This is a genomic window from Aquimarina sp. AU474 (assembly GCF_900312815.1).
In the GTDB taxonomy this organism is placed as follows: Bacteria; Bacteroidota; Bacteroidia; order Flavobacteriales; family Flavobacteriaceae; genus Aquimarina.
In genome coordinates this window covers 1,182,011-1,203,914 of sequence record NZ_OMPE01000009.1, presented here as the reverse complement: position 1 = coordinate 1,203,914, position 21,904 = coordinate 1,182,011, and the positions used below count along the sequence as shown (strand labels likewise).

Below are 21,904 nucleotides of genomic sequence, written 5' to 3'. Positions count from 1 at the left end.
AACGCAGCACAGTATAGCTCTCATTATCTGGTAAAGGTTAGTCTATGTGCATTTTTCACATCATAGAATTTAAAATTTTTATACACCAAACTTCCGTTAACAAAGGTATGGGTAATTCTAGATTTAAATGTAGTTCCTTCAAAAGGAGACCAGCCGCACTTATAAGCAATGTTATCCTTATTTACTGTCCAAGGAGCATTAATATCTACCAATACAGCATCAGCAAAATATCCTTCTTTAATATAGCCTCTTTTTTCAATTTGAAATAAAATAGCTGGATTATGACACATTTTTTCTACAATTTTCTCTAAACTAATTTTATCTTGATGATAAAACTCAAGCATGGCTGGTAATGCATGTTGTACCAAAGGCCCTCCCGAAGGAGCCTTGGTATACACATTATCCTTTTCCTCTGCAGTATGTGGCGCATGATCCGTAGCAATCACATCTAATTTATCTTCTAATAACGCTTTAAACAACGCATCTCTATCATCAGCTGTTTTTACAGCAGGATTCCACTTGATTAAGGTTCCTTTTTCTTTATAATCCTTATCTGAGAACCATAAATGGTGAATACATACTTCGGCTGTGATTTTTTTGTCCTTTAACGGAATTTTATTTGTGAACAGTGATAATTCTTTTGCAGTAGATAAATGAAAAACATGAAGTCTAGCACCTGTCTTTTTTGCCAATTCGACAGCTTTAGAAGATGATAAGTAACAAGCTTCTTCACTTCTAATTACCGGGTGTAATTCTAAAGGAATATCATCCCCATATTCCTTAACATATTTGGCAGTATTTTCTCTTATAGTTTGTTCATCTTCACAATGTACAGCAATCAATAAATTAGTAGAAGCAAATATTTTTTCTAAAACTTCTGGATTATCGACCAGCATATTTCCTGTAGAAGATCCTAAAAACAACTTTAACGCTGCTACTTTTTTAGGATCTACCTTTAAGATTTCTTCAAGATTATCATTCGTTCCTCCAAACATAAAAGAATAATTGGCATAGCTTGTTTTTGCTGCTATTTCAAATTTTTCTTCTAATTTTTCTACAGTAGTACTCTGTGGTACAGTATTAGGCATTTCTATAAAAGAAGTAATTCCTCCTGATAAAGCTGCTCTAGATTCTGTAGCAATTGTTGCTTTATGAGTTAAACCGGGTTCTCTAAAATGTACCTGATCGTCTATCACGCCAGGCAAAAGGTATTTTCCTTCTGCATCAAAAATGTGAACATCAGGAGATTTTGCACTTATCTGCGGTGCAATTTCTTTAAAAATTCCATTCTCGATATACACATCTCCATTAAAAATTTTCCCTTCATTAACGATATTGGCATTTTTAATAAGCACACTATCCATGATCATATCTCGTAACGATTAAATAAGCTTTTAAATTTCATTTTTATTACTCCAAAAACAGCTTCAGAAATAATTCCTTTACTCATTTTTGACTTTCCTCTTGTTCTATCTGTAAAGATAACCGGGACTTCTTTTATTTTAAACTTTAGCAAATGGGCCTTAAATTTCATCTCGATCTGAAACGCGTAGCCCACAAACTTAATTCTATCAAGGTTGATTTTCTCTAATACCTCTCTTTTATAACAGATAAATCCGGCGGTTGTGTCATGAATATCCATTCCTGTAATAAAACGCACATACCTTGAAGCCCCCCAAGATAACAACACTCTACTCATTGGCCAATTAACCACATTCACCCCTGTAACATATCTTGAACCAATCGCAACATGGGATGTTCCTTTTGCACAAGCGTTATACAATCGAATAAGGTCATTAGGATTATGAGAGAAATCAGCATCCATCTCAAACATATATTCATAAGACCGTTCTAGACCCCATTTAAAACCAGAAATATATGCCGTACCTAAGCCTAATTTATCTTCTCGACTCAATAAAAATAAACTTTCGGGGTACAATAACTGCAATTTCTCAACTTCAGAAGCCGTTCCATCAGGGGAATTATCATCTACAATAAGAATATGAAAATCCCTTTGTAGCGAAAACACATTCTTAACAATACGCTCTACATTTTCAATCTCATTATAGGTAGGGATTATGACTAAGGCATCCACCATCTGGGCTATTTTTCACGCAAATATAACTAAATAATCATACCTATTATAAAATGAAATGTTATCAAGGTAGCTTCTTATATTTTTCATTTAGTTCTGCTTCAGTTTTCTCTTATATCTACAGATCAATAGGACTAATATGTATTAGAAACAGTGACTTTTAACTTATAATTATACTCAAATTGCATTAACCAGTTGTTTTTTTTTGTTTTTATACATTAATTGATTGTAATTTTACCCTCAACTTTTATGGAATTTATAACTAGAGAAATAGTATCTAATAATTGGCTCACCATTATATTAATGGCTTGTTTAAGCTTACTTGTTATTGCAAAAGGAGTAAATTCTCTTCGATTCGCCGATTTTATAACCCTCTTTAGCAATAATAAATATATTATTGCTTATCAAAAACCCAATAAACTATCTACATCTTTTAATAGCATCCTTCTACTATTTCAGATCGTGTCGGTGTCTCTTTTTATATACTTATGTTTTGACGTTTTTGAATGGCAGACAGTTTCTTTTGATATCAATTTATATTTTAAAATCACCATCATTTATACTGTAATTGTAGTATGTAAATTACTAATTGAAAAAATTATTGCAACAATTTTCTCAATTGATGCAGTTATAGACGAATATCTGTTTTATAAAGTTACATATCGTAATTTTATGGGAGTCATCCTATTACCGGTAAATATTATATTTATATACGCTCTACAACCTTCCGGTATTCTTTTTATTATTCTACTGGCTATCTTGATTATTCTAAACATTATTATACTTATTTCTTTTTATAAGAAAAATGAAAATATCATTTTAAACCATATATTTTATTTTATTTTGTATCTTTGCGCACTTGAAATCGCGCCTTATTTTATACTATATAAGCTCATAGGTTAGATAGGTAGGAACGTAAGAAAAGAATATATATGAAAGTGAAAACAATTTTGGTCTCTCAACCGGAGCCTAAAGTAGAAAATTCACCTTATTTTGATCTAGAAGAAAGGGAAAAAGTAAAAATTGACTTTATCCCATTCATTCATGTAGAAGGAGTTGACGCAAAGGAAGTAAGGTTACAAAAAGTGGATTTATCGCAGTACACCGCAATTATTCTTACTAGCCGTAATTCTGTCGATCACTTTTTTAGAATCGCAGAAGAAATGCGTTACAAAGTACCTGATACATTGAAGTATTTTTGTCAAAGTGAGGCTGTAGCTTATTATCTACAAAAATATGTGGTCTATCGTAAAAGAAAGATCTATGTAGGTAAACGTACTTTTCAGGAGTTATCTCCATTAATCAAAAAGTACAAGACTGAAAAATTCTTATTACCATCATCAGATAAATTAAAACCTGAAATTCCGAGCACATTAGACAACCTAAAAGTTGATTGGAAACAAGGTGTTTTTTATAAAACTGTCGTGAGTGATCTTTCAGATCTTAGAGATGTGTTTTATGATATATTGGTTTTCTTTAGTCCTTCAGGAATAAAATCTTTATTTGAGAATTTTCCAGATTTTAAACAAAATGACACAAGAATAGCCGTTTTTGGAAATTCTACAGTAAAGGCTGCCGAGGAGCACAATCTTGTTGTAAACATACAAGCACCAACTCCTGAAACACCTTCGATGACAATGGCACTTCAGAAATACATAAAAGAAGCGAACAAAAAGTAGAGCAATTCATTTTTTGATCACTCGTTTATTACTTATAATATAAAAAAAGTCCCGAAATTAATTTCGGGACTTTTTTATTAGCAATTTATTCTATTTTAGAATCCATAACGTTGCGGTCCTCCTCTACGGATTTCCTCGTTTGCATAGGATTCAAATTTTTTGAAATTCTCTCTAAATGCATTAGTTAATTTAAATGCTGTTGAGTAATATGCCTCATCATCATCCCAAGTAGTTCTAGGACTTAACACACTATCAGGCACACCAGGACATTGTCGTGGTTGCGCCACACCAAATACAGAATGGATATGATAGTTATCATAAGAATACAACCCTAAATCACCGTTTAATACCGCCTGAATCATTGCTCTCGTATACTTCAATTTAATTCGCGTTCCTACTCCATAAGGTCCGCCAGTCCAACCTGTATTAACCAACCATACGTTTACACCAGTATCTTTCATTTTCTTAATCAACATCTCCGCATACTCTGCAGGGTGTAATGGCATAAAAGGTGCACCAAAACACGCAGAAAAGGATGGTTGTGGCTCTACAACACCAGCCTCTGTACCTGCTACCTTTGCCGTATATCCAGACATAAAGTGATATGCAGCTTGACTTGGTGTCAATTTAGAGATTGGAGGCATTACTCCAAAAGCATCTGCTGTTAAAAAGAAAATATTTTTTGGATTCTTACCTATAGAAGGCTCCTTAATATTTTCGATATGATGAATAGGATAACTAACTCTAGTATTTTGGGTGATAGACGTATCAACAAAATCTACAGTTTTGTCATCATTAAGAATTACATTTTCAAGGATAGCTCCTTTTTTGATAGCTCCGTATATTTCAGGTTCCTTTTCTGCAGATAAATCAATCACCTTTGCATAGCATCCTCCTTCAAAATTGAATATACTGTTTTCTTTAGTCCAACCGTGTTCATCATCTCCAATCAATTTGCGATTTGGATCTGTTGACAAAGTAGTTTTACCTGTTCCAGAAAGTCCAAAAAATATAGCTGTATCTCCTTCTTCTCCAACATTTGCAGAACAGTGCATTGGGAAGCAATCACGTTCTACCGGAAGAATAAAGTTTAAGGCCGAAAAGATTCCTTTTTTAATTTCTCCTGTATATCCAGTACCTCCAATAAGCGCTATCTTTCGATCAAAATTTAAAATGGCGAAATTATGCTGACGCGTGCCATCCTCTTTGGGCACTGCCATAAAACCTGGTGCATTAATTACAGTCCATTCTGGATCAAAGTTTTTCAACTCTTCGTTTGTAGGTCTTAAAAACATGTTATATGCAAACATGTTTGACCAAGGATATTCATTGATAACCCTAATATTTAACCTATACTCGGGATCTGCACAAGCATAACTATCGCGCACAAAAACCTCTTTTCCTGAAAGGTATTTTGTAACCTTGTCATAAAGTTTATCAAAAGCGGTTGAATCGAAGGGAATATTAATATCTCCCCACCATATCTTATCTTTAGTGATATGATCTTTAACAATAAAGCGATCCATAGGAGAGCGACCTGTAAACTCACCTGTGTTGATAGCTAATGCGCCTGATTTTGTAATTTTCCCTTGGCCTTTTTGCACTACTTCATTCTCTAGATCTTCTGGAGATAATTGGTAGCGCATTGTAGCATTTTCAATACCGTAATGCTTTAACGAAAACGTTTTCGTAGTTGGATACAGTGGTTCCATAAATAATATGTTGTGTATGTTATGTACGTGCAAAATTATAAATAATAATTACACCAACGGTCAAAAAAATCACTTAATCTTAACCAGAGAAATAATAAAGAAAATCCATCCTAAAATTAACAGAAAACCTCCCAAAGGTGTAATAAAACCAATACTTGACAAAGAAATTCCCAAAACACTATCTATCACCAAAAGGTATATCGAACCCGAAAAAAGGGTTATTCCCCCTATAAAAAGATAAAAGATTCGTTTCTGAGAAGACGAACTTAAAACGGTCATATTCCCTAAAATTATACATACAATAGCATGATACATTTGGTATCTCACCCCGGTCGTAAACGAAGCAATACTATCTGTATCTACAAGTTTTTCTAAACCATGTGCACCAAAAGCGCCTAAAAGTACTGCGATCAATGCCATAACTGCACCTGTGATCAAAATTGTTTTATTCATTCTTATTTAATTAACATTTGACTTTTCGAGCCTACGAATTTGTGTTTTTAAACATATTTTTACATGAAACATAATGAATACAACAAAAATGAGAACCTATTTTTTAAGGTATTTATTACATTCGTATCAAAGTTATCAAAATATAAGCTGGTATGCGAAAAATCCTAGTCATTGGTGCGGGTAAATCCACCGCCGTGTTAATTAAATATTTTCAGGACAAATCTATTTCTGAAAACCTTCATATTGTTATTGGTGACATTTCATTTGAAAGTGCCTCTAAACTAGCAAATAACCATTCAAATACACAAGCAATAGTATTAGATGTTTTTGATAAAACTTCTCGTGAAGCAGCAATTCAAAATGCAGATATAGTAGTTTCAATGCTTCCGGCAAGGTTCCATATCGAAGTCGCTAAAGATTGTTTACAATTTGGTAAGTGCATGGTAACTGCTTCGTATGTAAGTAAAGAAATGCAAGAATTAGACAGCGAAGTACGTAAAAAAGGACTCATTTTTATGAATGAAATAGGGGTGGACCCTGGAATCGATCATATGAGTGCCATGCAAGTTATTGACCGTATTAGAGATAAAGGAGGTAAAATAATTCTATTCGAATCATTTACAGGCGGATTAGTAGCGCCAGAGAGCGATACTAATTTATGGAATTATAAATTTACATGGAACCCTAGAAATGTAGTCATTGCAGGACAAGGAGGAGCAGCCGAATTTTTACAAGAAGGCGCTTATAAGTACATCCCCTATCATAAATTATTTAGAAGAACCGAATTTCTTGAAGTTGAAAACTACGGTCGATTTGAGGCCTATGCCAATAGAAACTCTCTAAAATACCAAAGTATTTATGGTCTAGAAGACATTTTAACATTATACAGAGGAACGATAAGACGTGTGGGATTCTCCAGGGCATGGAACACCTTTGTACAATTAGGAATGACGGCCGATGATTATATAATGGAGAATTCTGAAAACATGAGTTATCGAGATTTTACCAATTCCTTTCTAGCGTATTCCCCAACAGATTCTGCAGAACTCAAACTTAGGCACTATCTTAAAATTGACCAAGATGATATTATGTGGGATAAACTATTAGAACTTGACCTTTTTAATCCTAATAAAAAAATAGGTATCGCCAATGCCACTCCTGCTCAAATCCTACAAAAAATATTAATGGACAAATGGACATTAGATCAAGAAGACAAGGATATGATCGTTATGTACCACAAATTCGGATATGAACTTAATGGTGTTCGTGAACAGATTGATGCTAAAATGGTAAGCATAGGAGAAAACCAAACATATACTGCAATGGCAAGAACAGTAGGACTGCCTGTAGCTATGGCTGCTCTTAAAATACTTAATAAACAAATAACGTCTACCGGTGTTCAAATCCCTATTCATAAAGAAATCTATGAGCCTATACTCAAAGAACTTAAAGAATATGGCATTGTATTTAACGAAAAGAAACGTGATTATCTTGGATACAATCCAGACGGTGTAAAAGGATAACCAGAATCATAAATATCGGTTTAGAAATGCCGAGTTTAATAGCTTTTAATATTTCAATTTCAAATCATTAGTTGTATTTTTGATTATTAATTGCAACCATCTAAAGCATGAAAGGCCAGAGCAACTTAAAAATTGACGGTATTGATAAAGAAATCCTTAGAAGTTTTATGGAGGATGCTCGAATACCAATTCTAGAGATCGCCAGAAAAGTAGGTATCTCTGGTGCTGCCATTCATCAAAGATTACGAAAAATCGAAGCCTCGGGATTAATTGCTGGATCCAAGTTTATTATTGACCCTAAGATACTTGGATACAAAACTATGGCTTTTGTAGGTGTATTTCTTGATAAAGCCGTTAGCAATCCTAAAGCTGTAAAACAACTTAAAGACATCCCAGAAGTGATTGAATGCCATTATACCACAGGAAACTGGTCTATTTTCATTAAAATACTCTGCAAAGACAACGAACACTTAATGAACGTGTTGAATAAGAATATACAAGCTATTGATGGCGTATCAAGAACCGAAACCTTTATATCATTAGATCAACAAATCGACAGACAAATTAAGATATAAAAAGGTCTTAAGAATACACATATACTCTTAAGACCTACTTCATACTATTCTTTTCTTAATCTCTTCTTCCTAAAAATATCGAAATAAAATATAGTAAAGTCGCTAAAGAACCTAAAGCCGCCACAACATAAGTTCGTGCTGCCCATTTTAATGCATCTTTGGCTCCTGCATGTTCTTGATTAGTGAGCATATTCTCATTTTCTAGCCACGCTAATGCCCTATTACTAGCATCATATTCTACTGGAAGCGTAATAAATGCAAATAACGTAGTCACGGCAAACAATAGGATTCCCGCAAGAAAAACTGTGTTTCCGAAAACCATCCCAGAAGCAGACAAAACCAATCCTCCCATAATTACAATATTCGAAAGTTTACTGGCTATTCCAACCGCCGGCACAATCTTAGACCGCATTGTTAACCACCCATAAGCCTTAGCATGTTGTACAGCATGCCCAACCTCATGTGCAGCAACTGCAGCTGCCGCGGCATTGCGCTGACCATACACTCCTTCACTTAAATTCACTGTTTTTTTTAAAGGATTATAATGATCTGTGAGCATACCAGGTGTAGAAATTACCTGTACATCACTTATTCCATTATCCTGTAACATTTTTGTTGCAATCTCTGCGCCACTCATTCCATTTTGTAAGTGCAAATTGGAATATTTCTTAAATTTACTTTTAAGTCTATTACTCACAAATGAACTTACTAAAAAAATAATACCCGCAATGATATAATATCCCATCATAACTTTATTCTTTTTGTGTTTGTTAAATGTACAATATTAAAAGCAAAAACCTCGCCATAAAAGCGAGGTCTTCAGTTAAATAAACTTGAGTTAGCCAATAAGTCGAGTCTACTTTATATACGTATCTACATCATTTAATGGAAGGCCAAAAGCCTCTGAAATAGCTGGATACACTACATCTCCATTAATAACATTTAATCCTTTTTTTAAGGGTTCATTTTCGGCACAAGCCTTTTTCCATCCTTTGTTCGCCAATTGCACAGCATATGGCAAAGTGACATTAGTTAATGCCAAAGTTGAAGTATATGGCACTGCTCCTGGCATGTTTGCTACAGAATAATGCACTACATCATCGATAATATATACCGGATCTTGATGAGTCGTAGGTTTTGTCGTTTCAAAACAACCTCCCTGATCTACAGCAACATCTACAAGCACAGTTCCTGGACGCATGTCTTTAAGCATATCACGAGTGATTAATTTTGGAGCCTTAGCACCTGGTATTAATACTCCACCAACGATAAGATCAGACGTCTTTATATGTTTACGAATAGTATGTTCATTAGAATACTCAGTATTTATATTTGCCGGCATTACATCATCAAGATATCTTAATCTTTTTGGACTAATATCTAATATAGTAACATCAGCACCCATTCCTGCGGCCATTTTTGCCGCCTGAGTACCAACAACACCTCCTCCAAGAATTAAAACCTTAGCCGGAGCTACACCTGGCACTCCTCCTAATAGAATCCCTCTTCCTTTTAACGGTTTTTCCAGATACTTTGCTCCTTGTTGTATAGACATTCTTCCTGCCACCTCACTCATTGGAGTTAACAAAGGCAAACTACGATCGGGATCCTCTACAGTTTCATATGAAATACATACAGATCCACTATCAATCATAGCATCAGTTAACACCTCACTTGAGGCAAAATGAAAATATGTAAAAAGTAACTGATCCTTTTTAATCAGTTTATATTCTGGTTCAATAGGTTCTTTAACCTTAATGATCATTTCCGCAGTTTGATATACCTCCTCAATAGTCGGTAAAATTTTCCCTCCTACACTGATATACTCATCATCGCTAAACCCACTTTGAAGACCAGCATTTTGTTGGATAAAAACGGTATGACCATGTCTAACGAGCTCCATAGTCCCAGCAGGCGTTACACCTACTCTATTCTCATTATTTTTGATTTCCTTGGGAACACCAATTATCATATTCTTAATTTTTGGTCGAAAATAAATGTTTTTATGAAATAATGCAATAAAACATACCTCAAAAATACTTTATTGATAATTTTGTAACACTTTCAGATAATTTGTTAAAAAAAGGCAAGAATAACAGCAGGTAATTACTTTTTATATCGACATTTAAAAAATATCAACAAGAAGCCAGATATCGCCGTTACAAAATTAGCCAAAATAATAGGGAAACTACCGATCAAAACCCCATAAACCAGCCAACAAAGGACCCCAGAAACAAAAATCAACAACATAGATAATGATAGGCTATCTGTTGATTTCGTTTTCCAAGTTTTATATACCTGAGGTAAAAACGCAGCAGTTGTTAATACTGCCGCTACTAGGCCTAGAATTTCTATCGAATTAATCATATTTATATCATATAAATTACAATTATTTTTGGTCTAGAGAACTTCCTATTCTATATCAAAAAACTACCCAACAACATTTACAATCTTACCCGGTACTACGATTACCTTTTTAGGTTCTCGTCCAGCTAATTGTTGTTGCGTTTTTTCATGAGCCATAACCGCGGCCTCAATTTCGTCTTTATTAAGATCTAGAGACAGCTCTAAGGTAAAACGCATTTTACCATTAAACGAAATCGGATATTGCTTTGTACTCTCTACCAAATGTTTCTCATTAAATAAAGGAAAAGAAGCCGTTGAGATAGACATGTCATACCCCATTTTTTGCCAAAGCTCTTCTGCTATATGAGGTGCATAAGGAGATATTAACACTAATAAAGGCTCTAAAATCGCTTTCGAATTACATTTTTGAGCAATTAATTCATTTACAGCAATCATAAAAGTACTTACCGAAGTATTGAACGAGAAATTCTCGATATCATCTTCTACCTTTTTAATGGTTTTATGCAACGTCTTCAGATTATCTTTTGTAGGCTCTACATCAGTAATTTCAAACACATCACCATTATGATATAACTTCCATAGTTTTTTCAGAAAAGAATGCACTCCGGTTATTCCTGCAGTATTCCATGGTTTAGACTGTTCTAATGGCCCAAGGAACATTTCATATAAACGAAGCGTATCCGCACCATAATTGTTACAAATATCATCAGGGTTAACTACATTAAACCATCGTTTAGACATCTTTTCTACCTCGCGCCCAACAATATATTTACCTGAATCAAGTATAAATTCGGCATCACTAAATTGAGGCTGCCATTGTTTTAATCCTTCTAAATTTAATTCATCAGAACTATTAATCAAACCCACATCCACTCTAAGTTCCTCCGTTTCATATTGATCCTTAAGATCTTTAGTAACATAGGCATTAGTGCCGCTTACCCTATAAATTATAGCGCTAGTTCCCAAAATCATACCTTGATTGATCAGCTTTTTAGCAAATTCATCAACAGGTACATATCCTTGATCAAATAAAAATTTCTGCCAAAAGCGAGCATACAATAAGTGACCTGTAGCATGTTCACTTCCTCCTATATACAAATCAACTTCTTTCCAATAATCGATTGCATCTTTTGAGAACACCTCATTATTATTATTCGGATCCATATAACGATTAAAGTAATATGAACTTCCTGCCCATCCTGGCATTGTATTTAATTCTAAAGGAAATACATTAATATCATCTATTAATGCATTAGAAACCACTTTATTGCTTACTGTATCCCAAGCCCATACATCGGCTCGACCTAACGGCGACTCTCCAGTTTCTGTTGGTAAATATTTTTCAATTTCTGGCAATTCTACAGGTAGATATTTTGCATCAATCATCTGCGGCATACCATCTATATAGTAGACCGGGAATGGCTCTCCCCAATATCGTTGTCTACTAAACACAGCATCACGTAATCTATAATTGGTTTTCCCTTCTCCTTGTCCTAGTTTTTCTAATTCGTAAATAGCAGTTTTTACCGCCTTCTTATATTTTAGTCCATCTAAAAAATCCGAATTAGTAATGATGGTATTTTCTTTATCTGAAAATGCTTCTTCAGAAATATCTACGCCTTCAAAAATATTAGGAATCTCAATCTCGAAATGTTTCGCAAAATCATAATCTCTTTGATCACCACAAGGCACCGCCATAACCGCTCCAGTCCCATATCCTGCTAATACATAATCACCTATCCATATAGGTACTGGGGTTTTGGTAAAAGGATGTTCTGCATAAGCACCTGTAAACACACCACTAATGGTTTTTACATCAGCCATACGTTCACGTTCACTACGCTTAGCGGTAGCTTCAACATAGGCTTCGACTTCTTCTTTTTGTGCTGCAGTAGTTATCTTTTGCACCAAATCATGCTCTGGAGCAAGAGTCATAAAACTTACTCCAAAAATTGTATCGGGCCTAGTAGTAAATACTTCAATGATTTCATCATGATCTTTTACATTAAAAGTCACACTTGCCCCGACTGATTTCCCTATCCAATTGATCTGAGAATCCTTAAGAGGTTGTGGCCAATCGATAGTATTAAGCCCATCTAACAAACGCTGGGCATAAGCCGATATACGCATGCTCCATTGTGTCATTTTTTTACGAATCACAGGATAACCTCCTCGTTCAGACACTCCATTTACAATCTCATCATTGGCTAATACAGTTCCTAACTGAGGGCACCAATTTACTTCGGTCTCGGCCAAATAAGTTAATCTATACTTAAGAAGTATTTCTTGTTTTTCTTTAGATGAAAAACCATTCCATTGCTCTGCCGTAAATTCATATACATCTTCATCACAAACCGCATCTACAGTTGTATTTCCTTCTGCTTCAAAAACAGCTTCAAGATCTTCTATTTTTCTAGCTTTATTGGTATTATCATCATACCAAGAATTAAAGAGTTCTATAAAAATCCATTGTGTCCACTTATAAAATGTAGGATCACTAGTTCTTACTTCACGACTCCAATCAAACGAAAATCCTATTTTATCTAATTGCTCTCTATACCTCGCTATATTTTCTTTGGTAGTAAGAGCTGGGTGTTGACCGGTTTGAATTGCATATTGTTCTGCTGGCAATCCAAAAGAATCATACCCTTGAGGGTGTAACACATTGAACCCTTTGTGACGTTTATATCGTGCATAAATATCACTAGCAATATATCCTAGCGGATGCCCCACATGCAATCCTGCACCAGACGGGTAAGGAAACATATCCAAAACATAATATTTTGGCTTTGCACTGTTATTTTCGGCTTTAAACGTTTCGTTTTCTGCCCAATATTTCTGCCACCTAGCTTCAATAGTATTAAAATCGTAACTCATTAATCTAAAATTAAGATCGCAAATTTACGATTTTATGCGAGTTTACTATGCTTTTTTGTTTTAGTTTTTAGCTAACCTTGCTTTGGCTTCTGCAGGTTGTAAACAACTATAAATAAATGTATTTACTGGTGTAAGAATCCCCAATCTCTCTCCTTCTTTAACTATAAAACCATTAAAGTTTTCTAACTCTGATGGTCTACCTTCCATAATGTCTCGTTGTGTTGATGCTGTAGAATCATAAGGCTGTTTGCCAATAAAATGCATAATATTCTCTACAATACTCTCTGGCAGATTCACTTGTTTAGCGATAGCTATCTTATACATCTCTTGTGCGGTTTGCTTTAATATTTCATTAAGCCTTGCGTTGTGATACATTTCTCCTATAGTAGCTCTACTCAAAGCCCCTAAGCCACTTACTGTTGCAATGAACATAAATTTTTTCCAAATATCTGCATTGATATCTTGTGAAATAACACTGCTTAATCCAGCATCATCAAATACTTTTTTAACGAGGTGCAATCTACTCGTTTCGCTACTATCTAATTCCCCAAAAACTATCTCGGGTTGATGTCCAAAATGAGAAACAATACCTGGAGCCTCTATTTTACTATAAATTTTGCACAACCCACCCAATACATGCTTATGATCCAAAACCGAAAGTATTTTTTCTGCATTATCTGCACCATTCTGCAACGGAATGACAATAGTATCCTTATGTAATATAGGCTTGATTAATTTTGCTGCTTCAATAACCTGCCACGACTTTGTGCATATTAATACAAGATCTGCTTTTTCTACATCATCTATAGAATCCGTAGCCTTAAAAGGATTCGCTACAAAATCTCCATCAATACTTTTAATATGTAATCCATTTTTTTGAATGGCTTGTAAATGTTTTCCTCGAGCGATCAAACTAACTTTTTGCCCCGAATTTGAGATTTTCCCTCCAAAATACCCGCCAACTCCACCAACTCCAATAATAACTATATGCATATTAAAACTATTTTATAGACAAGAATATTTTCAAGTATACGTTATTCGTATATAAACCAAAGTTAATTAACTATTCTTTATTATTTTTACCCGAAAATCAGGTTACCTATGAGCTCTTCCTTCGAAAAATATCAAAAACGACGACTAATTTCTTCTTACTTTTCTGTGGTTATTAGTATTTCGTTGGTGTTATTTTTATTAGGATTACTAGGGTTACTCGTATTAAACACTAAAAAAGTAGCTGACCATTTTAAGGAAAAAATAGCACTTACTATCTATTTAAAAGACACCGCTAAAGATGTTGAAATAAAACAGCTCGAGAAAACTCTGGCTCTGGCAGAATACACTAAATCCACTACTTTTATCTCAAAGGACGAAGCTGCCGAAGAGCACAGTAAGGATATTGGTGAAAATTTCATGGACTTCTTAGGGTATAATCCGCTGCAAAACTCGATTGATGTATATCTAAAAGCGGATTTTGTGGATGCTGTTAAAATTGAAGGCATCACCACCTCAATCACCAAGAAGAATTTTGTAGATGAAGTAATCTATGACAAGCCATTAATATCATTATTAAATGATAATATTAAACGAATTAGTTTTTGGGTACTACTTATCAGCGGCATTTTTACTTTTATAGCGGTATTACTAATCAATAGCTCAATTCGGCTATCTGTATATTCTAAAAGATTTATTATAAAAACCATGCAAATGGTGGGGGCTACAAAAAGGTTTATACGCAAACCTTTTGTATGGAAAAGTGTACGCTTAGGAATGATAGGAGCGATTGTTGCTTTGATAGGAGTTGCCGTGGTATTGTATTACCTAAACAAGACTTTTCCTGAACTATCCTTATTGGATGACAAAATCTTACTTATTATACTCTTTATGGGAGTATTTGGAATTGGAGTACTCATTACCTGGATTAGTACATTTTTTGCTACGCAGCGATTCTTAAATCTAAGAACCGACGAATTATACTATTAATTTATTCTTATGGGACCTATTGAATGGAATGTTGACCCCGAAATTATAACCTTGTTTGGGACGTTCCCATTAAAATATTATGGGCTGTTATTTGTAACAGGATTAATTTTATCATACAAATTAGCTCAATACATATATAAGTCAGAAGGTATTCCTACTGAAAATCTTGACAAGCTTTCTACGTATTTATTTGTAGGAGTATTTGCTGGCATGCGATTAGGACATTGCCTTTTTTATGATTTTGAATATTTCTCTGAACATCCTCTAGAGATATTTTTGCCTTTTAAAATCACAGATGGGAGTTGGCATTTTACTGGCTATACTGGTTTAGCAAGTCACGGTGGAAGTATTGGAGCCATATTATCCATAATTATATACTCTCGAAAACACAATACCTCTTTGTTTTGGGTTTTAGATCGAATTGCGATTGTAACCCCAATCACTGCAGCTTTTATTCGTTTTGGAAACTTCATGAATTCTGAGATTTATGGAAAACCTACTGGTAGTGATTTTGGAGTTATATTTATGCTAGATGACCTGATCCCTAGACATCCAACTCAATTATACGAAGCTTTTTCATATATCTTGATCCTTGCTTTATTATGGTATCTCTACAAAAAAACTAATATTATCCAGAATAAAGGGATGGTACTTGGTGTATTATTATCACTATTATTTACAGCTCGATTTTTTATAGAGTTCTTTAAAGAGAATCAAGTTTCTTTTGAAGATCAAATGACCTTAAACATGGGGCAAATATTAAGTATTCCTTTTATATTAATAGGTATACTTTTACTATTCTTACATAAAATTTACCCTAAAATCACCACTATTTAAGATGGAAAAAGTTGGTAAAATATGGTTTTCGATTGTTTTTGTACTTTTTCTAGTATTTATGTGGAGTATGGTACAAACTTTTAGACCTGTAAGAAATGTGCAACCCAATGATGTTATGAAAATTAAGGGTACAGTAACTGACATAAAAGAAGGACCCGGTTTTGACATTGTAATTACATTAGAGAATGATAATCATTACTATTATATTAATAGAGGATTAGAATATGGATTAACTATTGAACAAATTCAATCTAATATCCTGAACAAAACCGTTACTTTGTATCCTATCAAAAGATGGACTATATTTACCCGGGATAGTAATATGGGACATGTCTCAAAAATCATGATCAATAACAAGGTAATTTATAACGAGATTAATAACGACAAGCATGAAAAAACAATCCAATAAAAATATGCCTCCTAAACCCGATTTTGTATTCAGGAAAAAGAATTACATTATGATGGCAATAGGAATTGCAGTTATCGCTCTTGGCTTTATTCTTATGGCCGGTGGAGGGAGTGATGATCCTAATGTTTTTAATCCAGAAATCTACAACTTTAGAAGAATCAGATTAGCTCCTGCAATCGTTTTAATTGGTTTTGGAATTGAAATTTATGCTATTTTATTAAATCCGAACAAGAAAAAAGAGTAACTGGATTATTTCTCTTTTTGTAATTCTATATTTGTATCCAATTTAAGAAAACATTTTAAGCTTACATGGAAATTTTTGATGCAATCATTCTGGGTATAATTCAAGGCCTCACAGAGTTTTTACCCGTTTCTTCAAGCGGTCATCTCGAGTTAGGAAAAGCAATATTAGGAGACACTAGTATACCCGAAGAATCCTTACTTTTTACTGTTGTACTACATTTTGCCACGGCATTAAGTACTATTGTTGTTTTTAGAAAAGATATTTGGGTCATCATTAAAGGATTATTACAATTCAAAAAAAATGAAGAAACTCTTTTTTCTTTAAAAATCATCATCTCTATGATTCCCGCAGTATTAGTAGGTTTGTTTTTTGAAGAATACCTGGAACAACTTTTTGGGAGCAATATTATGTTTGTTGGATTCATGTTACTAATAACAGCAGCCTTATTATGGTTTGCTGACAAGGCCAAGAGTACACGCAAATCTGTAAGTAATAGTAACGCCTTAGTAATTGGTATCGCTCAGGCTATTGCCATGTTACCAGGAATTTCTAGAAGTGGTGCTACAATCTCTACTTCGGTTTTATTAGGAAATGATAAAACCAAAGCAGCTCGATTTTCTTTTCTTATGGTTATTCCTTTAATTTTTGGTAAGATAGCAAAAGATGTCCTAAGCGGTGATCTTACTTTTTCATCAGAAAACAGTCTTCCTATTGCACTAGGCTTTGTTGCTGCATTTATCTCTGGGCTTTTTGCCTGTACATGGATGATTTCTTTAGTCAAAAAGAGTAAATTAACTTATTTTGCCGTATATTGTATTCTTGTTGGTGTATTAGCCATCAGTTTTGGTTTTATTAAATAGGCCCCTATAATGCTAACCGAACAAGACTATAAAAACGGTCAAATTATTTTGATCGATAAGCCGTTGCAATGGACATCTTTCCAGGTTGTAAACAAACTACGTTGGCTAATTCGAAAAAACTTTAAGATCAAAAAAATCAAAGTGGGGCATGCTGGCACCTTAGATCCTCTAGCATCTGGATTATTGATCATATGCACAGGTAAGTTTACCAAACGTATTCAAGAATTTCAGGGTCAGGCAAAAGAATATACAGGAACCATAACTTTGGGAGCAACTACTCCTTCTTATGATCTTGAAACCGAAATAAATCAGACCTTTCCGGTCGATCATATTTCAGAAAGTTTAATTAAAGAAAGTACATCTCATTTTATCGGAGAAATAGAACAGTATCCTCCCGTTTTCTCAGCCTTAAAAAAGGATGGAAAACGATTATATGAGTACGCTCGAGAAGGTGAAGATGTAAAAATAGATGCTCGAAAAATTACCATAGACGAATTTGAAATCACAAGGATAGCAATACCTGAAATAGATTTTAGAGTGGTTTGTAGTAAAGGAACATATATACGATCATTAGCACATGATTTTGGTAAGAAACTAAAAAGTGGGGCTCACTTAACTGCACTTAAAAGAACACGAATAGGAACATTTTCTGTAGAAGATGCTACTACTATTCAATCTTTTGAAAATCAGTTATCAACAAAAATCGAAACTGCGTAAAATATTGTTTAATAAAAGTAGTTATAGATACCTATGGAATTTATAGAAAAGCATAAAGCCCTGATTATCACATCAATGTTGATGGGAATTGTTGTTCTTAGTTTGTACAATATTAATATGATTAAGAAACAAAAAGAGCAATCTGAAATACTTATGGAGATTCCCGAAGAATTTCTTGCCGAAGAAGAACAACCTGAAGAAGAAGCTCAACCCGAAGAAGCTCGTGATTTAATTGCCTCGAAAAGAACACATTCTGCATATAATGAAGACTTTGAAGATCATGACGAAATAGAAGAACGAATCAAATCGTTAATGGAAACTGAACAAATCTCGCAAGACGAAGAAACACAAACAAGCGAAGGTGAAGTCCCAATAGAAGAAAAGATAAAAGGTGAAGATCCTAAAAAAGAAGATGTAGAACCAGAAGGAAAAGAAAGTAATAATCGAAATAGTTCTCTTACTTACAATTTAAAAAACAGAAAATCTATTGATCTACCTAATCCAGTTTATACATGTAATGGTAGCGGTAAGGTGGTTGTAAAAATAGAAGTAAATCCAAATGGATACGTAATAGATACTAAAGTAGATAAAAAAAGATCTACCACTCGTAACGAATGCTTATTTGATAATGCAATGGACTATGCAAGACAAGCTTTGTTTTCTCGATCTGATCAAGAAAAACAAGAAGGATCTATTACGTACTACTTTAATTACTCAAATTAACTAAACTGTTATTATTAGATTAGTTTTAATAAATCCTCTGCAACGTTTACTCCTTTATTTTTATTATACCAAATCTGTAAATCTTCTTTGAATTGTGGATCTAAGCCACCATGCTGAGCCTTATAATCGTTAACCATTTTGGTTGCCACAGATGGTCTTGGTCCCCATGTATTTATCACTTTTTTATTCTGAGAATCGTAAGCAATTAATTTCGGTATTGATTTCCCTCCGTTTGTTAAAAAATTACTCATTAACTCATCATGATTATCCCTAGATACAATTTTTAAATCTATACCTTCGTTTAACTCAGCCAATTTATTAATAACTGGCAATGATTGAGCAGCATCGCCACACCATCCTTCAGTTAGCACTACCCAAGTTACATTAGTTCTTGAAGCAGAAAAAGCTTCTTTTACAGCATCATCAATTTTAATAGTTTTATCCAATCGTTTCATTCTACGATCGTTCAACATACTATAATTGGTCAACGCTTCAGATTGTTCATTCCCTGTAGACTTACTCTCTACCAGTAAATCACTTACCAGTTTTTTATATTCTTGATATGTATAAGAATCTGCAATTCCGTTTTCTATTAATTCGTTTATTTTGGTGGTCATTGTTTCCATAAATCTTTTCCTAAATGTTATGATATAGGACGTTTATTATCTTTAAAACTTACAAACGATATGTTTCTTTGCGAAAGTAATATATTTATACCTTAAAACTTAGATCATGACAAAACATAGATGTGGTTGGTGCATTGGAGATACATTATACGAATCTTATCACGATACCGAATGGGGTACACCATTGCATGATGAACAATTGCTATTCGAATTTTTGATTCTAGAAACATTTCAAGCCGGACTAAGTTGGATTACTATTTTAAGGAAGCGGGAAAATTTTAAAGTAGCGTTTGATAATTTTGACTACAACATCATTGCTACGTATGACGAAGCAAAAAAAGAAGAACTATTACAAAATGCTGGTATTATTCGGAATAAATTAAAAATAAATTCGGCTATATCAAATGCACAAAACTTCATAAAAATCCAAAAAGAATTTGGGAGTTTTGACAATTATATTTGGGGATTTGTACATGGGAAACCGATCCAAAATAACTATAAACATCATAAAGATTGCCCAGCCACAACAGAGATCTCAGATACAATTAGTAAAGACCTCAAAAAAAGAGGATTTAAATTTGTAGGTTCTACTGTGATGTATGCATTTATGCAAGCTATTGGAATGGTCAATGATCATGTAATAGATTGCTTTAGATACAATGAAGTATAAATCTTATAATTTCACTCCATATGCTAAATCTCCTGCATCACCTAGACCTGGAATAATATAGCTTTTAGAGTTTAATTTTTCGTCGATAGCCGCTATCCAAAGGTGAGTATTTTCAGGAAATATAGTTTGCGCATAGGCTACTCCTTGATTCGACCCAATTACAGATACAATATGAATATGTTTAGGTACGCCATGTGCCTTCATAGCTTTGAAAGTATTCTCCAATGTTTTACCAGTAGCAAGCATAGGATCAATTAAAATTAAGGTTTTACCTTGCAACGACGGAGAAGCCAAATACTTCACAATCACTTCAAAATCATCTTGATCATTTTCATGTTGTCTATAAGCAGATATAAACGCATTTTCGGCTTTATCAAAGTAATTTAAAAGACCTTGGTGTAGTGGCAACCCTGCTCTTAGTATAGCACACAAAACAATATCATTTTCGGGAACCAAAATAGTTTTACTACCCAATGGGGTTTGTGCGGTTTTGCTTTGATAATCTAATACTTTACTTAATTCATAACCCAAAATCTCACCTATACGTTCTATATTTTTTCTAAATCGCAAAGTATCTCGCTGTAAATCGACATCCCTTAATTCTAAAACGAATTGATTTAAAACAGAATTTTCTAACTCCAAGTCATGAATAATCATAGTAGTTGTATTTTAAAAACACCAAAAAATTAGCGTTAAATGAATTTACTTCAAAAATTTTAAAAATTCTTCTCTTCCAATTTCTTTTGCACCCAAACTAGCCAAATGATTCGTATGCACTTGACAATCTATAATTTTCACCTCTTTTTGTTTCAGCCAATCCACTAAAGTAATAAACCCATATTTTGAGGCATTACTAACTTTAGAAAACATACTTTCTCCGCAAAACACTTTTTTATCTTCTAACCATACCCCGTATAATCCCCCAACAAGGTTCGAATTTTCCCAAACTTCGACAGAGATTACATATCCTAAATCAAACAATTTTTTATATGCATCCTGCATTGCATTAGTTATCCATGTTCCTTCTTGATCGGAACGCTTAACATCTGCACAGTTTTGAATAACCTGCTTAAAATCTGTATTAAAAGTAGCTGTAAATTGTTTTTTTCGAATAATTTGTTTCATACTCTTACTAACTTTAAGCTCATCTGGAAACAAAACCATTCTTGGATCTGGGCAAAACCACAAAATAGGTTGCCCATCACTGTACCAAGGAAAAATACCATTGCGATATGCTGTTAGTAATCTATCTATCGAAAGATCTCCTCCCAATGCCAATAACCCATCATCATCAGTATAATCGGTAGGTGGAAACACTATGGATTCTGTAAGAATAAACAAAATATAATTATATAGGTATATACAACGTTAAATATCAATCAGTTGTTTGAATTGACCAAAAAATTCACAATATTTGTTAGGACCTTTTAAGATAAATTTTGTTCATCATTGCTTTTTTGAGTTTTATTAAAAGGTTAACCTAAACCACAATATGAAAAGTCCGATATTGAAATATCGGACTTTTTGCTTCTATCTATACTAATCTTTTATATTCTT

At 33.8% G+C, this 21,904-nt stretch carries 24 protein-coding genes; 12 read left to right on the top strand and 12 right to left on the bottom strand.

The features are described from left to right. Positions 1-23: 23 nt before the first annotated feature. Both DK508_RS18780 and DK508_RS18775 read right to left on the bottom strand, forming a co-directional pair. Complete coding sequence (locus DK508_RS18780; protein ID WP_109302319.1) at positions 24-1,364, bottom strand: dihydroorotase; 1,341 nt, start codon at positions 1,362-1,364, stop codon at positions 24-26. A gap of 2 nt (positions 1,365-1,366) precedes the next feature. Further along, entirely contained in the window at positions 1,367-2,098 is a 732-nt protein-coding gene (locus DK508_RS18775) for a polyprenol monophosphomannose synthase (protein ID WP_109302318.1), read from the bottom strand. A gap of 246 nt (positions 2,099-2,344) precedes the next feature. Here DK508_RS18775 and DK508_RS21610 point away from each other — a divergent pair, with 246 nt between their 5' ends. Beyond that, the gene (locus tag DK508_RS21610) at positions 2,345-2,998 is read left to right on the top strand and encodes a DUF4271 domain-containing protein (RefSeq protein ID WP_109302317.1); all 654 of its coding nucleotides are present in this window, start codon (positions 2,345-2,347) and stop codon (positions 2,996-2,998) included. A gap of 29 nt (positions 2,999-3,027) precedes the next feature. After that, positions 3,028-3,774: a uroporphyrinogen-III synthase gene (locus DK508_RS18765; RefSeq protein ID WP_109302316.1), complete on the top strand. Its 747-nt coding sequence runs from the start codon at positions 3,028-3,030 to the stop codon at positions 3,772-3,774. A gap of 95 nt (positions 3,775-3,869) precedes the next feature. Here DK508_RS18765 and pckA read toward each other — a convergent pair whose 3' ends face one another. Beyond that, positions 3,870-5,486, bottom strand: a complete 1,617-nt coding sequence (gene pckA, locus DK508_RS18760; RefSeq protein ID WP_109302315.1) for a phosphoenolpyruvate carboxykinase (ATP) — start codon at positions 5,484-5,486, stop codon at positions 3,870-3,872. Between the two features lie 69 nt (positions 5,487-5,555). After that, entirely contained in the window at positions 5,556-5,939 is a 384-nt protein-coding gene (locus DK508_RS18755) for a DUF423 domain-containing protein (RefSeq protein ID WP_109302314.1), read from the bottom strand. A 152-nt stretch (positions 5,940-6,091) separates the two neighbouring features. Here DK508_RS18755 and DK508_RS18750 point away from each other — a divergent pair, with 152 nt between their 5' ends. Both DK508_RS18750 and DK508_RS18745 read left to right on the top strand, forming a co-directional pair. Next, a complete protein-coding gene (locus tag DK508_RS18750) occupies positions 6,092-7,462 on the top strand; it encodes a saccharopine dehydrogenase family protein (protein ID WP_109302313.1) in 1,371 nt (456 codons plus the stop codon). Between the two features lie 107 nt (positions 7,463-7,569). Next, positions 7,570-8,037, top strand: a complete 468-nt coding sequence (locus DK508_RS18745; RefSeq protein WP_109302312.1) for an Lrp/AsnC ligand binding domain-containing protein — start codon at positions 7,570-7,572, stop codon at positions 8,035-8,037. A 55-nt stretch (positions 8,038-8,092) separates the two neighbouring features. Here DK508_RS18745 and DK508_RS18740 read toward each other — a convergent pair whose 3' ends face one another. From DK508_RS18740 to DK508_RS18720, 5 genes are all read right to left on the bottom strand, one after another. Then, positions 8,093-8,785: a zinc metallopeptidase gene (locus DK508_RS18740; protein WP_109302311.1), complete on the bottom strand. Its 693-nt coding sequence runs from the start codon at positions 8,783-8,785 to the stop codon at positions 8,093-8,095. A 108-nt stretch (positions 8,786-8,893) separates the two neighbouring features. Next, the gene (gene ald / locus DK508_RS18735) at positions 8,894-10,009 is read right to left on the bottom strand and encodes an alanine dehydrogenase (protein WP_109302310.1); all 1,116 of its coding nucleotides are present in this window, start codon (positions 10,007-10,009) and stop codon (positions 8,894-8,896) included. A gap of 134 nt (positions 10,010-10,143) precedes the next feature. Beyond that, positions 10,144-10,404: a SemiSWEET family sugar transporter gene (locus DK508_RS18730; RefSeq protein WP_109302309.1), complete on the bottom strand. Its 261-nt coding sequence runs from the start codon at positions 10,402-10,404 to the stop codon at positions 10,144-10,146. Between the two features lie 63 nt (positions 10,405-10,467). After that, positions 10,468-13,281 (bottom strand): leucine--tRNA ligase, encoded by a 2,814-nt coding sequence (leuS, locus tag DK508_RS18725; protein WP_109302308.1) that lies wholly within the window; start codon positions 13,279-13,281, stop codon positions 10,468-10,470. 60 nt (positions 13,282-13,341) lie between these two features. Continuing rightward, positions 13,342-14,274: a ketopantoate reductase family protein gene (locus DK508_RS18720; protein WP_109302307.1), complete on the bottom strand. Its 933-nt coding sequence runs from the start codon at positions 14,272-14,274 to the stop codon at positions 13,342-13,344. 108 nt (positions 14,275-14,382) lie between these two features. On the opposite strand from DK508_RS18720, the gene DK508_RS18715 reads away from it, so the two are divergent. From DK508_RS18715 to DK508_RS18685, 7 genes are all read left to right on the top strand, one after another. After that, on the top strand, positions 14,383-15,261 hold the full coding sequence (locus DK508_RS18715; RefSeq protein ID WP_109302306.1) for an ABC transporter permease: 879 nt from the start codon (positions 14,383-14,385) through the stop codon (positions 15,259-15,261). Positions 15,262-15,270: 9 nt separating this feature from the next. After that, positions 15,271-16,098, top strand: a complete 828-nt coding sequence (gene lgt / locus DK508_RS18710; protein WP_109302305.1) for a prolipoprotein diacylglyceryl transferase — start codon at positions 15,271-15,273, stop codon at positions 16,096-16,098. A gap of 1 nt (position 16,099) precedes the next feature. Next, a complete protein-coding gene (locus tag DK508_RS18705) occupies positions 16,100-16,507 on the top strand; it encodes a hypothetical protein (RefSeq protein WP_109302304.1) in 408 nt (135 codons plus the stop codon). Further along, the gene (locus DK508_RS18700) at positions 16,488-16,751 is read left to right on the top strand and encodes a DUF3098 domain-containing protein (protein ID WP_109302303.1); all 264 of its coding nucleotides are present in this window, start codon (positions 16,488-16,490) and stop codon (positions 16,749-16,751) included. Before DK508_RS18705 ends, DK508_RS18700 begins: the two co-directional genes overlap by 20 nt. A gap of 65 nt (positions 16,752-16,816) precedes the next feature. Then, positions 16,817-17,611, top strand: coding sequence for an undecaprenyl-diphosphate phosphatase (locus DK508_RS18695; RefSeq protein WP_109302302.1), 795 nt, complete (start codon positions 16,817-16,819; stop codon positions 17,609-17,611). A gap of 9 nt (positions 17,612-17,620) precedes the next feature. Further along, complete coding sequence (gene truB / locus DK508_RS18690) at positions 17,621-18,328, top strand: tRNA pseudouridine(55) synthase TruB (RefSeq protein ID WP_109302301.1); 708 nt, start codon at positions 17,621-17,623, stop codon at positions 18,326-18,328. A 33-nt stretch (positions 18,329-18,361) separates the two neighbouring features. Then, on the top strand, positions 18,362-19,051 hold the full coding sequence (locus DK508_RS18685) for a hypothetical protein (RefSeq protein ID WP_109302300.1): 690 nt from the start codon (positions 18,362-18,364) through the stop codon (positions 19,049-19,051). A 14-nt stretch (positions 19,052-19,065) separates the two neighbouring features. Here the strand turns inward: DK508_RS18685 and DK508_RS18680 are convergent, their stop codons facing one another. Next, positions 19,066-19,677 (bottom strand): thioredoxin family protein, encoded by a 612-nt coding sequence (locus DK508_RS18680; RefSeq protein WP_200831888.1) that lies wholly within the window; start codon positions 19,675-19,677, stop codon positions 19,066-19,068. A gap of 106 nt (positions 19,678-19,783) precedes the next feature. Between DK508_RS18680 and DK508_RS18675 the strand changes: the two genes are divergently transcribed. Then, positions 19,784-20,347: a DNA-3-methyladenine glycosylase I gene (locus DK508_RS18675; RefSeq protein WP_109302299.1), complete on the top strand. Its 564-nt coding sequence runs from the start codon at positions 19,784-19,786 to the stop codon at positions 20,345-20,347. A 3-nt stretch (positions 20,348-20,350) separates the two neighbouring features. Here DK508_RS18675 and upp read toward each other — a convergent pair whose 3' ends face one another. Together upp and aat are read right to left on the bottom strand one after the other, a co-directional pair. Next, a complete protein-coding gene (gene upp, locus DK508_RS18670) occupies positions 20,351-21,004 on the bottom strand; it encodes a uracil phosphoribosyltransferase (protein ID WP_109302298.1) in 654 nt (217 codons plus the stop codon). Between the two features lie 45 nt (positions 21,005-21,049). Then, a complete protein-coding gene (aat, locus tag DK508_RS18665; protein ID WP_109302297.1) occupies positions 21,050-21,688 on the bottom strand; it encodes a leucyl/phenylalanyl-tRNA--protein transferase in 639 nt (212 codons plus the stop codon). Positions 21,689-21,904 lie beyond the last annotated feature (216 nt).